The following is a 13,346-nucleotide window of genomic DNA, read 5'->3' as shown; positions in this document are numbered from 1 at the left end:
ATTAACGATCTTTTAGGGCGTTAAAGCGCGCTTGCTGATGACGAAGCTGATCAAGCCGCGCATCATAGCGTGCTTGTGCCAAGCTTCCCAACTCGACAAGTTGGCTGGCTTGGGTGTAATTACGAATGGCTTTTGACCATTGACCACGCAACGCGTAGCGCTCGCCTTGGGCGGCAAGCTCGCCATCCCGATGCGTACCGGTACTCTCGTACGCTTGTTGTAACAAAAACCAGCCATTACTGTCATCGGGATATTGGTGGGTATAACGCTCGAGCGCCGGAATCGCTTCCTGACCCCGTTGGGCTTTGACGTAGGTATAAGCACGGTTCAGGAGAAGGACGCGATTATCGGGCTGATTGGCGAGTGCATCATTCAGCCGTGAAAGTGCTTTGTCAAAGTGCTTCTCGCCGATATCAAGATCTGTCATTGCATCGATAAAAAAGCGATTGTTCGGTTGCGCTTGGATAAGTGGCTTCAGCAAAGCGCGTGCTTCATCAAAGCGGTGCGCATCAATGTGCAAGAGCGCCACGCCGTAATTGAGGCTTTGCTTTTCCGCCGGTGATGCTTTTTTCAGCTTACGCGTGAACCAATCCATTGCCGATTCAGCGGCGATGCCGCTATAACGGGCCACAATGCGAGCGCGTGCCAAGTGGTAGTCGGGCGACAGAGGCACACGCTTTTGAGGATATTGCCGCGCTCGAGCCCGAGAGTCGGTGATACGTGATTCGGGTAACGGGTGAGTGCTGAAATATTCCGGCATCTTACTGGCATAGCGATATTCATCGGCCAGTCGAGTGAAAAAGCGAGGCATTGCGCTGACATCGAAGTCGGCGCGGGCTAAGGTGTCGATGCCGATCCGATCGGCTTCTTCTTCGTTACGGCGCGTATAATTGATACGGCTTTGAATGGTGCCTGCTGTGGCAGCATGGGCAGCGGCAATACCAGCCTCTGGTGCGGCAATGGCGAGCATTAGCGACCCCACCAATGCGGCCACTGTCAGTGGGGATTTCTTGGCTTGGTCTTCCATGCTGCGGGCTAAGTGACGCTGGGTCACGTGGGCGATTTCATGCGCCATGACGGACGCAAGTTCACTCTCAGTATTGGCATGTAAAAACAAGCCAGAATGCATAGCAACATAACCGCCGAAGAACGCGAATGCATTAATCGCTTGGTTATTAATGAGAATAAATTGAAACGGCGTGCGCACATCATTGGCATTGGCGACAAGACGATGGCCGAGCGCATTCACATACTCAGAAAGCAATGGGTCGCTGATAATGGGTTTACTGGCGCGCAGCATCCGCATATAGGCATCACCAAATTCCTTCTCTTGCGCAATGGTCAGCGTTCCCGCAGCGGCGGTGCCGATATCCGGTAAATCGAATCCATATTGCTCGGTGCTGGCGGTAGCAGGGGCGGTAGCCAAAAGGCCCGCTAAAAGATAGGCCAACAAGCGGCGACCCGACCGTTTAGACGGCATAAGAGAGTGTGAATGGCGCAAAGCACGTAGCGGCATGATAGCGTGAACCTTTCGTTAGCAAACGGAATGTAACCTAGGATACAGACCAATAAAATGCGTGTGGGTTTCGTTGGCGTTCTGTCTAATGTCCATTACAATGCAGGCGATAATACCTACCGGTGAGACAGAATGGAATGTCAAACGCTTGATTTACGTGAGCATGTCTGCCCGATGGCATTACTGCTTGCCAAACGTGCTGCCGCACAGTTAGGACACGGTGATCAGCTTATCATTTTGCTGGGGGATGCTGGCGCGCAACAAGACATTCCGCGCTATTTTGAACAGCAAACCTTTACCATCGAGTGGCTGGATAGGCCGCAACAGGCGCGCTTGAAAGTAACCAAAGAATAACGGATCGATTATGTTTGATATGTTAAACCGCTGGTATCGGCGGCGCTTCTCCGACCCACATGCAGTGAGCTTGGTTGCCATCTTGCTAGTTGGCTTTATCACTATCTATTTCTTTGGCAATTTGCTGGCGCCGTTACTGGCTGCCATTGTGATTGCTTACTTACTGGATTGGCCTGTTAATCGCTTAACCCGTATTGGTTTGCCGCGCACCTTGTCGGTGATGGTGGTCAGCACTTTGTTCGTGGGCATGACCATGATGGCGGCCTTTGGTTTAGTGCCGACCATTTGGAACCAAGGGGTGAACTTGGTGGCGGATGTGCCCAATATGTTTAATAACGTGCAGGCGCTGATGCTGAGCTTGCCTGAACGCTACCCTGAATTGATCAAGCCTCATATGATCAACACCTTTGTCGATACGCTGCAAAATAACGTGCTGCGCATGGGCGAAACCTTGGTGAAAGGATCCCTGTCTTCGTTAGTGAACTTGGTTGCTTTGGCGGTTTATCTCGTGTTAGTGCCGCTGTTGGTATTTTTCCTGCTCAAAGATAAGCAAGAAATGTTGGCCATGTTTAAAGGTTTATTGCCCCGTAACCGACGCTTAGCCTCGCGTGTGGGTCATGAAATGAACCAACAAATCTCCAATTATATTCGTGGCAAGGTCACGGAAATTTTGATCGTAGGTAGCGTGAGCTATGTGACGTTCAGCGTGTTGGGGCTCGAGTATGCGGTGCTACTTAGCGTAGCGACCGGGTTCTCAGTGCTGATCCCCTATATCGGCGCGGCGGTTGTCACCTTACCGATCGCAATTGTGGCGCTGTTTCAGTGGGGGCTCACGCCTGAATTTTGGTACGTCATGATTGCTTATGGCGTGATTCAAGCGCTTGATGGCAATGTATTAGTGCCTGTGCTGTTTTCTGAGGCTGTTAACTTGCATCCCGTTGCCATCATAATAGCCGTACTGGTTTTCGGTGGACTCTGGGGCTTTTGGGGCGTATTTTTTGCTATTCCATTGGCGACCTTGGTGAAGGCGGTTTGGCAGGCGTTGCCTGTGATTGAGCTTGAGGACGATCCGAAACCTGATGGTCAGTGATCCATCCCACGTTCGCCGCTCTAATAAACAAGGTTGAGCGGGGAAGCGCGTGCCTTTTCCGCACCAGTTTGGCCCAGAAAAGCAGTACATATAAAAGAGTTGGCATGGAACAACAAAGGCAACAACAAACACAGGTAAATCGGTTTCGTGTCGCGGTCATTGGTGGCGGTGTCGCGGGAACAACGGCGGCGATGCGGCTGGCAGAGCGTGGCATCGACACCCAGTTGTTTGAAGCAGGCACTGGGTTAGTGAATGGTCCACCTATCTGCCACTTGCATGCAGGGGGCAACCTCTACCGCGAGATTTCACTCGATCAGTGCTTAACCTTGCTCGAGCAGTCTGTCGCGACAGTGCGCATGTATCCACACTCAGTCAACCGCCGTCCTACGGTTCTGGCGGTTCCTCAGCAAGATAAAGGATCTCTGGATAGCGTGGTTGCGCGCCTAGAGACCCTTCAAGCACGCTACGCGCAACTTGTCGAGATGGATAATGCTAACAAGGTAATGGGCGAGCCCGAAGATTATTTTCGCCTCTTTCATCAAGCCGATTTAGCTGCGCTGAAACAGCGAGAGTATGAAAGTTTGACCGACGCGGCCGAACGCTGGATGTGGCCTGTCGCGCAGTCCTTGCGCCTCGATAGCATGAAGTATCCGCTGGTATTGGTGCAAGAGTATGGTTTGAGTGTCTTCCGCCTTGCTGCTGAAGCGCAACTGGCCCTTGCCGATGTCTCGCACTGCCAGCTCGCGTTTAATCATAAAGTGATTAACACCCAAGCAAATGGCGCGGGGTGGACAGTCACCTACCAAGATGCACACGGGCAAGTTCAATCAACGGATGTGGATTATCTGATTAATGCGGCGGGTTTTAGAACCGGCACCATTGATGATCAAGCGGGCTTTGCGCGTCGTCGTCTTGTCGAATACAAAGCGGCTTACATTGCCCATTGGCCAAGCAGCACTTGTCAGTGGCCAGAAATTATTGTTCACGGTGAACGCGGCACGCCACAAGGCATGGCGCAGCTGACGCCGTATCCTGATGGCTTTTTCCAACTCCATGGCATGACCAAAGACATTACTTTGTTCGAAGGTGGCTTAGTCAGTAGCACCCACGACTCGGCGCAGCCGGCTGTGGCTGCTGAGTATGTGAAAAATATCGATAAAGGTTGGTCATGGTCACATGCCTGCGAGCGCACCGAGCGGGCAATTGCGCACTTCGCGCAGTGGCTCCCTGATTTTCAGGACGCTGAAGTGGGGGGCAAACCACTGTGTGGCGCACAACAGATCCCCGGAGACGACCCGTCTTTGCGTGCCTCTGATGTGTCGTTCGACGGTGAGCGTTATGCACGTTTAGAGATTGTCAAAGCCTCTTCGGCACTGACTGCTATCAACAAGATTCTCTCGCACTTTGAAGATGTTGGATGGCTTTCGCCTGACGCAACCTATCCTTTGCCGCGTCCGAGTCACGCGCAGATTGTTGCGACCGCGTGTCAATTAGCGACGGAGCGGGGCTACCCAGAAGGATTAGCCAAACCCGTGGGTTAATGGTGTATTGGCTCCCCAAAAAAGAGCATGGCGTTTGCCATGCTCTTTGTCGTTAAGGGAAATGGACGGCGATAACCGCTATCAGGCTTGCTGTAAGTAGTCCAACACAACTTGGTGATGGTCTTTGGTTTTAAACTTGTTGAACACATGTTCAACATTGCCATCTTTGCCAATTAAAAAGCTGAGGCGATGAATGCCATCGTACTCTTTACCCATGAATTTCTTCGGTCCCCAAACGCCAAAAGCATCCGCGACAGCGTGGTCTTCGTCGCTTAACAAGGTGAAATTCAGTGAGTCACGCTCAACAAAGCGCGCCAGTTTTTTTACCGGATCGGGGCTTATCCCCAACACCACGGTGTCCAACGCATCCAGTTCTGCTTTGGTATCACGCAGTGAGCAAGCTTGCGTTGTACAGCCCGGGGTCATGGCTTTTGGGTAAAAGTAAACCAGAACACGCTTGTCGCCTTTGAATTGGCTAAGCGTGACCGTATCGCCATTTTGATCTTGTAGTGAGAAGTCAGGCGCGGTGGCGCCAGCAGTCAAGGTTTGCATGCGAGAGGTTTCCTTTTTGTTGTTCGCGAGTTATTCAACGATGATAGGGACTTGACGAATTTACGCAACCCGCTGATGTGGCGATCACTGTGCGCTGACATCCTTTGACCGGAAATTAACCCCATGGTGGTCACCTTGAATGGTACCTTAATCACACGGTCTGGCAGCGACGAAAAAATTTTCTGCTAATCCTGTGTTGCGCGTAGGGTTGTTCTTGTGTTTGCCAGACGCCAAAAGTAACATTGCATCATTAACACGAAGGGAGACAAACATGGTTTCTGGAAGCATTGTGGCGCTTGTCACACCAATGGATGCACACGGCGAAGTTGATTACGTTAGCCTGAAAAAACTGGTCGAGTTCCATATCCAATCGGGAACCGATGCTATTGTCGCAGTTGGTACGACCGGTGAGTCGTCGACTGTTACGGTTGACGAACATATCAAGGTTGTTTTAAAGACTTTGGAATTCGCCGATGGCCGTATCCCTGTGATCGCGGGGACGGGGGCCAATGCCACTCATGAAGCTATTACCTTCAGTAAAATGTTTGCAGGTTCAGGCGTCGCGGCGTGTTTGAGCGTAACCCCTTACTACAACAAGCCGACCCAAGAAGGCTTGTTCCAGCATTACAAAGCGATCGCCGAAGCAAGCGATTTACCGCAAATCTTGTACAACGTGCCCGGGCGTACCGCGGTCGACTTACAACCCGAAACCGTGGCGCGTTTGGCGCAGTTTGACAACATCATCGGCTTAAAAGATGCTACCGCAGATGTGAGCCGCGTAGCCATTCATAAGGAACTTTGTGGCGACGACTTCCTCTTATTCAGTGGCGATGATTTAACAGGGCTCGATTTTGTGCTTGCAGGGGGCCACGGTGTGATCTCCGTGACCAATAACGTGGCTGCGGCACAGATGGCGAAAATGATCCAACTCGCCCGTGCTGGAGAGGCTGACCAAGCACACGCGATTAACGAAACCTTGATCCCATTGCATCGCCACCTCTTTGACGAGGCCAATCCGATTCCTGTGAAATGGGCAGTCCGTGAAATGGGCTTGATTGAGGATGGCCACCTACGTCTGCCATTAACCGAATTAAGCGAACACTTGCGCCCCACCGTGCGCGAGGCCATGCAGGTTGCAGGTGTTGTTTAAGCTGTTGGAGTGCGAATGAAACCAGTATTTAGGCTCGGCCTTTGTGCCATCATGGTAACCGGATTGGTTGCTTGCAGTGGTGGCGCCGAGCAACGTCGTCAGGCGAAAGATGATTTCGACTATTTAAACACGACCCCGCTTTCAGAATGGCAAACTTTGCCAGACCAAGCGCCCTACTTTTCAACCAATTACCAAATCCCATCACAAGATTTTGAGGGAGAGGTGGGCAAAGACGTAGACATTCGTCCGCCGCGTCAGGTGTTGGACCTTGTGCCGGGAGCACGTATTGAGCGAGACAGCCGCGGGGTTACCTTAGCGGTGGTGAATGAAAAGCAGCTGTCGTCACTTTGGCAAACTGTGGAGCGCTTGGCGGATGACGGCACCATCCCGGTTGCTCAGCGCGAAGAGAATCAGCTCGAGACGGGCTGGATTGCGTGGGAAAAAGAAGACAGCGAGCATCAGGCGCGCTTTCGTATTGCCCGCCTAGAGCAGGGCCGTCGTTTCGCCCTCGGTGTCAACTTGATTGAATGGCGTGCGCAAAAAGGTGAGCAACCGCTGACCCCCGCGCTAAGCGAACGTTATAACACCCTGATGACTAATTTGATCACGGTGAGTCATGACGCTGCCTTACGTGCTGAGGCTCGCCGTATCGCGCAGCAGCAGCAGTCTGATATTCCAATCAGCTTTGGCACTGATCGCAGCGGTTTGCCGGTTATTATTGCCCGTGCGCCGTATGATGTGGTGTGGGAAAAGCTGCCAGCGATCATCAAGCCGCTCGGTTTTTCGATTGAAAGCAGCAATCAATCGCAAGGCACTGTGAAAACACGCCACGTCGCGCCCAGCGATGAAAGCTGGCAAGCGTTGGGCGTTGCGCCAATTAGTTTAAGCGATAATAGCTATACCTTGCTGTTAGGCGATTTGGGGAACCGAACCTCAATCAACGTGACCACCAGCAAAGGGAAACCAGTGAAAGAGGAAACGCTCAAAGCCTTGAGTCCTGCACTGAAAGCGGTTATTGCCCAGCTTGGCAATGCGCCAACCCCATAATCACCCAGGGACGCCTTATGGCGTCCCTCGTTTTTAGCGCCTAATGGAGAGTATAGGTAATGGAAAAACGTGCTGAGTTGTATCGCGGTAAAGCGAAGTCTGTGTATGCAACTGATGATGAAAACCGCTTTATTCTGCACTTTCGTAACGACACCTCTGCGTTTGACGGTGAGCGAGTAGAGCAGCTAGATCGCAAAGGGGAAGTGAATAACAAGTTTAACCACTTCATCATGCAAAAGCTGGAAGCGGCTGGTATCCCGACCCAAATGGATCAGCTACTGTCTGATACCGAAGCGGTGGTAAAAAAACTGGAGATGATCCCAGTAGAATGTGTGGTCCGCAATATTGCCGCTGGCTCTTTGTGTCGCCGCCTAGGCGTTGAAGAAGGCACGGCGTTGACGCCACCGACATTTGAGCTGTTTCTTAAAAATGATGCGTTGCATGACCCTATGGTCAATGAATCGCTCTGTGAGTCGCTAGGATTTGCCACACAAGCACAACTGGAGACCATGAAAGCGCTGACCTATCAGGTTAATGATGTGCTGAAAGCTTTGTTTGCTGAAGGTGACTTGTTGCTGGTGGATTACAAACTCGAGTTTGGTGTTGACCATCAAGGAAACATTGTCCTCGGTGACGAGTTTAGCCCAGATGGCTGCCGCTTGTGGGATGCCAACACCCGAGAAAAGCTGGATAAAGACCGCTTCCGTCAAGGTTTGGGTGGCGTTGTTGAAGCCTACATCGAAGTGGCGAAGCGTATTGGCCTGAACCTGTAATTTTTTGGCTTAAAAACGCAAACGTTTGCGTTTTTTTAAGAGAAAATAGCGCCATCATGGCGCTATTTTTTTGTCGATGGTGTGTCGTTGGGGTGTGTTTCGTCAGCGTCGGTTTTATCGTCAGGTTTATCTTTATATTTAAGCCCAAACTTAGCATTCGCTGTGTACTTAAGCGCCATAATATTGCTGACCACGACCGCGACCACAATCGCGATAATCACATAAGGATTGGTTAGCCATTCCATGAGTGCACCTCGCAGATGTTGGTGACATAGGTTGAATATATCCAATCTAGTTGTTCAAGAATAGCCTGCTGTCCCAGAATGGGCGCTTGCTCAATCACGCGATGCAAGCCATCTAAGGTCAAGGCATTAAGCAGAGGTTGGCTGGTGGCGATATGGCTAATGTGCCACGGCTCGCGAGCAACGCCTCCTTGGTCCTGCGCATAGGGGAAGAAAAATCCGTAGCGCGGCGCATGAGCGTGCAGCCAGGTTGCGAATCGGGCCTGAGGCCCATGATCGTATTCTGCTTGTGTCAGCGCTAACGATTCACCGGGTGCCAATGCCTGTTGGTCAAACACATCCAAATCCGTTCCCCAATGGTGACGGCTGGTGCCCGGAAGGGCGGACCAACGCAAGATTGCTCGCACTCGCTCGTTATCGGTGAGGGTGTGAATGTCAATCGGTTGGCCGTGGTCGTCTAAGACCGGCTTTTCGCCTCGGTATTTGCCATTCCAAATCGCCAGTTGTCTGTCAAAAGACCGATGAGCACTGGCGATGGTTAGCGTAAAGCCGGCTTTTTGCGCACTATGGCGCAACGCCTCAAGGTGCTCAAGCACCTCGGGGTGCAAACAAGGCGCATTCGGCCGGGCATTGATTGGCACGAGAAATTGCATATCTTGCCCGGTTAATTGTGCAAGACTTAAGGTCAACGTAGGGCTTTCTCCAGCACTTTTTGGTACATGTCGGTGAGCTTTTCAAGATCGGGAATGCTAACGCACTCGTTCACTTTATGAATCGTGGCATTCACCGGACCCAGTTCAATCACTTGTGCACCCATTTTAGCAATAAAGCGACCATCAGACGTGCCGCCTGTGGTTAACAGCTGGGGCGTTTGATGATTGACTTCTTCGACCGCTTCGACCACCGCATCGAGTAGGGTGCCTTTGTCGGTTAAAAAGGGGTCGCCGCTATGAGTCCATTCAAGACGATACTCCAACCCGTGAGCATCAAGGATGGAATAGACCCGTTGCTTGATGGTTTCGCTATCAAGTTCGGTACTAAAGCGGAAGTTAAACTGTGCATGACACTCGCCCGGGATCACATTCGCAGCCCCAGTCCCTGCTTGAATATTGGGAATTTGAAAGCTGGTCGGCGGGAAGAAGTCATTCCCGTTATCCCACACTGTTTGCGCGAGCTCAGTAAGGGCAGGCATAGCCTGATGCACGGGGTTATTGGCTAAGTGAGGATAGGCAACATGCCCTTGAGTGCCTTGCACATACAAATCGCCGGTGATCGATCCACGACGGCCATTTTTGACCACATCCCCCACATGATGGGTACTCGAAGGCTCACCAACAATGCACATATCAATGATTTCATCGCGTGCGACCAGTGTATCAACCACGCGGGTCGTACCATTGATAAATGGTCCTTCTTCATCCGAAGTGATCAAAAAGGCAATCGAGCCGGGGTGATTTGGGTTTTCAGCGACAAAACGCTCAACTGCCACCACCATTGCGGCCAGTGAGCCTTTCATATCGGCGGCGCCGCGACCATGGAGATGATCGTCAATCACCACGGCTTCAAACGGTGGCGTGTGCCACTGATCGCGCGGTCCGGCAGGCACCACATCGGTATGACCGGCAAAGGCAAATAATGGCCCTTGGGTGCCTCGGCGAGCCCACAGATTGGTGGTATCTTCAAAGACCATCGGCTCAATGGTAAAGCCTAATGCTTTTAAGCGTGCAATCATTACATCTTGGCAGCCCGCATCCTCTGGGGTGACTGATTCACGGTTGATCAAATCTTTTGCCAAAGACAGGGTAGCACTGTCAGTCATCTTAGTTTCCTTACAACGAGAATGAACGGAACATTACATTACGCAAAAATGTCAGCGTATTGGTTCTCTTTAAAGCCGAGATAGTAGCTACCCTTGTGTACGAGTAGGGGGCGTTTAATGATCGCAGGGTTATCGAGCATGATGGCTATCGCACTGGCTTCATCGAGGCTGGCTTTTTGCTCATCGCTCAGTTGGCGGTAGGTCGTACCGCGTTTATTCACCAACGCTTCCCAGCCGAGCTCAGCAACGAAGGTGCGCAGCAGCGACGCGTCTAAGCCATCCTTGCGATAATCGTGATACTGATAGTCGATGCCTTGGTTATCTAACCATTTCAGCGCTTTTTTTAGGGTGTCGCAGTTTTTAATGCCAAATACAGTTGTCATGATTTTTTAGGTCGTGTTTTTGCATGATTAAAGAGTGACACTGGTTGAGAGTGAACGCAATACCTAGCGCGGGATCGATGTGCTGATGAATAGCAAGGTAGAGATCTCGCGCAGAGTGTGAATTCTCCCGCTAAATAGGTCTGCAGCACGTCGATTTGATGGCGTTTTGATCGAACGCAAAACCTCCTATTACCCGACATGAATAATGGGATTAATCAGAACTTTCGGAGGTTCGTATGGAACTAAATCCTGTGTTTGCTCGGCGCTTGTATCTCGCCGCGCTTGTTGAAGAAATGGAACGTCCTAATGTTCCGCGCTTGATTGAAGCGACGGGCTGGCCACGTCGCACTATTCAAGATGTCTTAAAGTCATTATCGGGCTTGGGAATCGACATGACCTTTATCCAAGATGGCAAACGCCATAATGATGGGTACTACCAGCTAAAAGACTGGGGCCCCTTCCGCCGTGATTGGGTTGAAGATAAGAAGCGCGATATTCGTTCTTATATCAACTAAGGCGACGGTGTAATGAGTTTGCTATCGCGTAACGCCTGACGAATTGCGTCAGCGCGTCGTCGATTGGCACCAAAATCATAGTAGCCAATACGAGATGCGGAGCGCAGCGTCAGCTCTGTGCCGTGCACTGATATCTCGACGTCGTCGACAAAGCGCAGCACTGGGGTCGTGAAGGTGAAGTGGGCATAGCTATCTTGTTGTGAGATAAGCGTCGCGCCTGACAAACTGGCAATGGTGTTGACGATATCGTCAAACCGGACAGACTCACTGGTCAGCGTGAAAGGTGATAATGCAAACTTGGGTCGAGTGTCCTTGCTTGATACGCAGTTAGGACTGTCTTCGCAGGCGGTGACCGGCGGCTGTTTCATGATCTTGTCTCCTGTCGAGCACCCTGTAAGCGTCAATGCCACGAGTAACCCCAATGTCCGTGTTCGTATCATTATCCCACCCATAGGTAACTAATAAAGCCAATCCAACTGATCACCAATAATAGCCAAGGTAGACGGCTATCGCTGCGATCGCGCGCAGATGTTGTCGGTTGTGGCGGTGCGCTAGCAGTGACAGTGTCGGTATGCTCACTCGCTTGTTTTTGTTTTTTCTTCCGAGCTTTGTCGTGTGCGCGCGCTTTGGCTTTTTGCTCTTTCTTATATTGCGCAATACCTTTCTCGATGCCTTGGGCAATCAGTTTGGTTTGGGCTTTGGTTTGTCCTGGTTTTTGTGTCGCTTTGGCTACACGCATGGCTTCTTGCTGTGTTTCAGGCGAGACAGCGGCTGCTTGTTTCCCCATGTTTGCTCCGTACTGCGGATGATATATCAGGTGAATAGAGTAACAAATTCTCATCGGGATCTTGCAGTTTTTCGGTGTGCGCGTCATGTTGGTCAATAGCGCAATAATATTGGCATACACATGGATACACTTCACCATTATGACGAGAAGGGCTTTTTAAAAGCGCCCGTGACTTATCTGATCTGTCTTATTTTATTAAGCCGTGCATGGTGGCTACTCGCGATGGCAGGGGTCAGTCGACAGCAAGGCAGTGAATTGCTGGCACTATTTTATCCAGACAAACCTGCCCTGTACGCCAGTTTGGCGGTGGGCGTGTTACCTCTCATGCTTCTGTTGTTGGTTGGCAATTGTCACCGTGCACCTTGGTGGGCTCAGCGCCTTTGGCACTGGGGCTATGCCTTAATTTGGCCGGTCTGGGGGTGGGAAGGGGCGCATGTGCTTAGGACATTAATGGCTACTGACGGGCAGTTTGATTGGTTGATTGCATGCCACGGACTATGGGTGGTGTGGGGGAGCTTGTATTGGTTAAGAAGCCGACGGGTGAAACGTTTTTTTTACCAGTTTATCCGTGGCTTACATTTAAGCGCCACAGAGAACAATAAGTACAAAGGAGAAGTAACATGACACAGGCACAGTCCGCGATTGTCCCTGATGGTGGACCCTATGCATTGTATGTGATGCTTAAGGTCACTGATGATGCCGCCTTGGTGCTACAGCAATGTCAGCGGTTGGCTGAGATTGCCAAGCAAACGCAAGAGGTCTTTGGTGATGCTCAGATGGGTGTGGCGGTCGGATTTAGCCCTGCTTTTTGTCGTGCCCACGGGTTAGCCTATCCGGAGGACGTGACAGACTTTCGTCTCCGAGAGAGTCGCAAACATCGGGCGCCTCAGACTGACTGTGATGTTTTTATTCATCTTCATGGTTTGCGGCACGATTTGAATTTCTATGTTTTTCAGCAATGGTTAACCCCCATTAAGAAAGTCGTGGATGTGGTGGATGAAACAGCAGGGTTCCGCTATCTCGATGCGCGTGATATGACAGGCTTTATCGATGGCACGGAAAATCCGCAAGGTCTTGCGCGTGAAGCGGTTGCAGTGATCCCAGACGGACCGTTTGCTGGGGGTAGTGTGGCTTTGGTCCAACGCTATGTCCATGATCTACCAGCTTGGGAGCGGTTACAGCAAGCGGCACAAGAAAAGGTGATTGGACGCACCAAGCCTGACTCCATCGAACTTGAGGACATGCCGGATACATCCCACGTTGGGCGGGTGGACATCAAAGAAAACGGGGTCGGCCTGAAAATTCTTCGTCAGAGCCTGCCATACGGCAGTGTCAGTGGCGAGCATGGGCTATTGTTTCTCGCCTATTGCCAACAGCAACATCCGTTGGATGTGATGTTAGATAGCATGTTTGGTGAACGCGATGGCAAAACCGACATGATGTTAAGCTTTACCCAAGCGGTGACCGGCGCCATTATGTTTATGCCTTCACAGACCACGTTAGCGCAATATGTGGAGCGTCTTAGCCAACCCGGTGTTGCATAACGGGCAATAAAAAACGCAGCCCGGAGGCTGCGT

Annotated in this window: 17 protein-coding genes; 9 read left to right on the top strand and 8 right to left on the bottom strand. The window is 51.3% G+C overall.

What is annotated here, in order from left to right:
- Window position 1: 1 nt before the first annotated feature.
- Window positions 2-1,480 carry a beta-barrel assembly-enhancing protease gene (locus BZG84_RS04480; RefSeq protein ID WP_077480231.1) on the bottom strand — a complete coding sequence of 493 codons (1,479 nt, stop codon included), beginning with the start codon at window positions 1,478-1,480 and terminating at the stop codon, window positions 2-4.
- 168 nt (window positions 1,481-1,648) lie between these two features.
- Here BZG84_RS04480 and BZG84_RS04475 point away from each other — a divergent pair, with 168 nt between their 5' ends.
- The 3 genes from BZG84_RS04475 (at window position 1,649) to BZG84_RS04465 (ending at window position 4,501) form a co-directional block, all read left to right on the top strand.
- Window positions 1,649-1,870, top strand: coding sequence for a sulfurtransferase TusA family protein (locus tag BZG84_RS04475; RefSeq protein ID WP_077480226.1), 222 nt, complete (start codon window positions 1,649-1,651; stop codon window positions 1,868-1,870).
- Between the two features lie 10 nt (window positions 1,871-1,880).
- The gene (locus tag BZG84_RS04470) at window positions 1,881-2,960 is read left to right on the top strand and encodes an AI-2E family transporter (RefSeq protein WP_077480225.1); all 1,080 of its coding nucleotides are present in this window, start codon (window positions 1,881-1,883) and stop codon (window positions 2,958-2,960) included.
- Between the two features lie 104 nt (window positions 2,961-3,064).
- Window positions 3,065-4,501, top strand: coding sequence for an FAD-dependent oxidoreductase (locus BZG84_RS04465; protein ID WP_077480224.1), 1,437 nt, complete (start codon window positions 3,065-3,067; stop codon window positions 4,499-4,501).
- Window positions 4,502-4,582: 81 nt separating this feature from the next.
- Here the strand turns inward: BZG84_RS04465 and bcp are convergent, their stop codons facing one another.
- On the bottom strand, window positions 4,583-5,053 hold the full coding sequence (gene bcp / locus BZG84_RS04460; protein ID WP_077480223.1) for a thioredoxin-dependent thiol peroxidase: 471 nt from the start codon (window positions 5,051-5,053) through the stop codon (window positions 4,583-4,585).
- A 271-nt stretch (window positions 5,054-5,324) separates the two neighbouring features.
- On the opposite strand from bcp, the gene dapA reads away from it, so the two are divergent.
- From dapA to purC, 3 genes are read left to right on the top strand one after another with little or no spacing between them, the layout of a single operon-like run.
- A complete protein-coding gene (gene dapA, locus BZG84_RS04455) occupies window positions 5,325-6,203 on the top strand; it encodes a 4-hydroxy-tetrahydrodipicolinate synthase (RefSeq protein ID WP_069587411.1) in 879 nt (292 codons plus the stop codon).
- A gap of 15 nt (window positions 6,204-6,218) precedes the next feature.
- Window positions 6,219-7,250, top strand: a complete 1,032-nt coding sequence (gene bamC, locus BZG84_RS04450; protein WP_077480222.1) for an outer membrane protein assembly factor BamC — start codon at window positions 6,219-6,221, stop codon at window positions 7,248-7,250.
- 59 nt (window positions 7,251-7,309) lie between these two features.
- Complete coding sequence (gene purC, locus BZG84_RS04445) at window positions 7,310-8,023, top strand: phosphoribosylaminoimidazolesuccinocarboxamide synthase (protein ID WP_077640509.1); 714 nt, start codon at window positions 7,310-7,312, stop codon at window positions 8,021-8,023.
- A 62-nt stretch (window positions 8,024-8,085) separates the two neighbouring features.
- On the opposite strand, the gene BZG84_RS04440 is transcribed toward purC, so the two are convergent.
- Genes BZG84_RS04440 through BZG84_RS04425 form a run of 4 tightly spaced genes read right to left on the bottom strand, consistent with a single transcriptional unit; the run spans window position 8,086 to window position 10,470 of the window.
- A complete protein-coding gene (locus tag BZG84_RS04440; RefSeq protein ID WP_077480220.1) occupies window positions 8,086-8,268 on the bottom strand; it encodes a DUF2897 family protein in 183 nt (60 codons plus the stop codon).
- Window positions 8,256-8,954 (bottom strand): M15 family metallopeptidase, encoded by a 699-nt coding sequence (locus BZG84_RS04435; RefSeq protein WP_108743590.1) that lies wholly within the window; start codon window positions 8,952-8,954, stop codon window positions 8,256-8,258. Before BZG84_RS04435 ends, BZG84_RS04440 begins: the two co-directional genes overlap by 13 nt.
- Window positions 8,951-10,084, bottom strand: a complete 1,134-nt coding sequence (gene dapE / locus BZG84_RS04430; protein WP_069587406.1) for a succinyl-diaminopimelate desuccinylase — start codon at window positions 10,082-10,084, stop codon at window positions 8,951-8,953. The genes BZG84_RS04435 and dapE overlap by 4 nt, the downstream gene beginning before the upstream one ends.
- A gap of 38 nt (window positions 10,085-10,122) precedes the next feature.
- Window positions 10,123-10,470, bottom strand: a complete 348-nt coding sequence (locus BZG84_RS04425; protein WP_069587405.1) for an ArsC family reductase — start codon at window positions 10,468-10,470, stop codon at window positions 10,123-10,125.
- 233 nt (window positions 10,471-10,703) lie between these two features.
- Here BZG84_RS04425 and BZG84_RS04420 point away from each other — a divergent pair, with 233 nt between their 5' ends.
- A complete protein-coding gene (locus tag BZG84_RS04420; protein WP_025740011.1) occupies window positions 10,704-10,982 on the top strand; it encodes a winged helix-turn-helix domain-containing protein in 279 nt (92 codons plus the stop codon).
- Here the strand turns inward: BZG84_RS04420 and BZG84_RS04415 are convergent.
- Window positions 10,979-11,350, bottom strand: a complete 372-nt coding sequence (locus BZG84_RS04415; protein ID WP_158011465.1) for a DUF1499 domain-containing protein — start codon at window positions 11,348-11,350, stop codon at window positions 10,979-10,981. The two genes, BZG84_RS04420 and BZG84_RS04415, sit on opposite strands and share 4 nt — an antisense overlap.
- A 71-nt stretch (window positions 11,351-11,421) precedes the next feature.
- Window positions 11,422-11,769: a DUF2956 domain-containing protein gene (locus tag BZG84_RS04410; RefSeq protein ID WP_077480218.1), complete on the bottom strand. Its 348-nt coding sequence runs from the start codon at window positions 11,767-11,769 to the stop codon at window positions 11,422-11,424.
- Between the two features lie 120 nt (window positions 11,770-11,889).
- Between BZG84_RS04410 and BZG84_RS04405 the strand changes: the two genes are divergently transcribed.
- Both BZG84_RS04405 and BZG84_RS04400 read left to right on the top strand, forming a co-directional pair.
- The gene (locus BZG84_RS04405; protein WP_077480217.1) at window positions 11,890-12,393 is read left to right on the top strand and encodes a DUF2919 domain-containing protein; all 504 of its coding nucleotides are present in this window, start codon (window positions 11,890-11,892) and stop codon (window positions 12,391-12,393) included.
- Complete coding sequence (locus BZG84_RS04400; protein ID WP_077480216.1) at window positions 12,390-13,313, top strand: Dyp-type peroxidase; 924 nt, start codon at window positions 12,390-12,392, stop codon at window positions 13,311-13,313. The genes BZG84_RS04405 and BZG84_RS04400 overlap by 4 nt, the downstream gene beginning before the upstream one ends.
- Window positions 13,314-13,346 lie beyond the last annotated feature (33 nt).

Source organism: Salinivibrio sp. PR932, from assembly GCF_001996125.1.
Taxonomy (GTDB): domain Bacteria; phylum Pseudomonadota; class Gammaproteobacteria; order Enterobacterales; family Vibrionaceae; genus Salinivibrio; species Salinivibrio proteolyticus.
Note: the sequence above shows the minus strand (reverse complement) of the source record. Positions and strands in the feature narration are given on the sequence as shown.

Excerpts from the sequence above, each read along its gene's own strand:
- BZG84_RS04470 (WP_077480225.1), top strand. The coding sequence starts at position 1,881 with ATGTTTGATATGTTAAACCGCTGGTATCGGCGGCGCTTCTCCGACCCA.
- BZG84_RS04440 (WP_077480220.1), bottom strand. The coding sequence starts at position 8,268 with ATGGAATGGCTAACCAATCCTTATGTGATTATCGCGATTGTGGTCGCG.
- purC (WP_077640509.1), top strand. The coding sequence starts at position 7,310 with ATGGAAAAACGTGCTGAGTTGTATCGCGGTAAAGCGAAGTCTGTGTAT.
- dapE (WP_069587406.1), bottom strand. The coding sequence starts at position 10,084 with ATGACTGACAGTGCTACCCTGTCTTTGGCAAAAGATTTGATCAACCGT.
- BZG84_RS04465 (WP_077480224.1), top strand. The coding sequence starts at position 3,065 with ATGGAACAACAAAGGCAACAACAAACACAGGTAAATCGGTTTCGTGTC.
- bamC (WP_077480222.1), top strand. The coding sequence starts at position 6,219 with ATGAAACCAGTATTTAGGCTCGGCCTTTGTGCCATCATGGTAACCGGA.
- BZG84_RS04400 (WP_077480216.1), top strand. The coding sequence starts at position 12,390 with ATGACACAGGCACAGTCCGCGATTGTCCCTGATGGTGGACCCTATGCA.
- bcp (WP_077480223.1), bottom strand. The coding sequence starts at position 5,053 with ATGCAAACCTTGACTGCTGGCGCCACCGCGCCTGACTTCTCACTACAA.
- BZG84_RS04405 (WP_077480217.1), top strand. The coding sequence starts at position 11,890 with ATGGATACACTTCACCATTATGACGAGAAGGGCTTTTTAAAAGCGCCC.
- BZG84_RS04410 (WP_077480218.1), bottom strand. The coding sequence starts at position 11,769 with ATGGGGAAACAAGCAGCCGCTGTCTCGCCTGAAACACAGCAAGAAGCC.
- BZG84_RS04420 (WP_025740011.1), top strand. The coding sequence starts at position 10,704 with ATGGAACTAAATCCTGTGTTTGCTCGGCGCTTGTATCTCGCCGCGCTT.
- dapA (WP_069587411.1), top strand. The coding sequence starts at position 5,325 with ATGGTTTCTGGAAGCATTGTGGCGCTTGTCACACCAATGGATGCACAC.
- BZG84_RS04480 (WP_077480231.1), bottom strand. The coding sequence starts at position 1,480 with ATGCCGTCTAAACGGTCGGGTCGCCGCTTGTTGGCCTATCTTTTAGCG.
- BZG84_RS04475 (WP_077480226.1), top strand. The coding sequence starts at position 1,649 with ATGGAATGTCAAACGCTTGATTTACGTGAGCATGTCTGCCCGATGGCA.
- BZG84_RS04415 (WP_158011465.1), bottom strand. The coding sequence starts at position 11,350 with ATGAAACAGCCGCCGGTCACCGCCTGCGAAGACAGTCCTAACTGCGTA.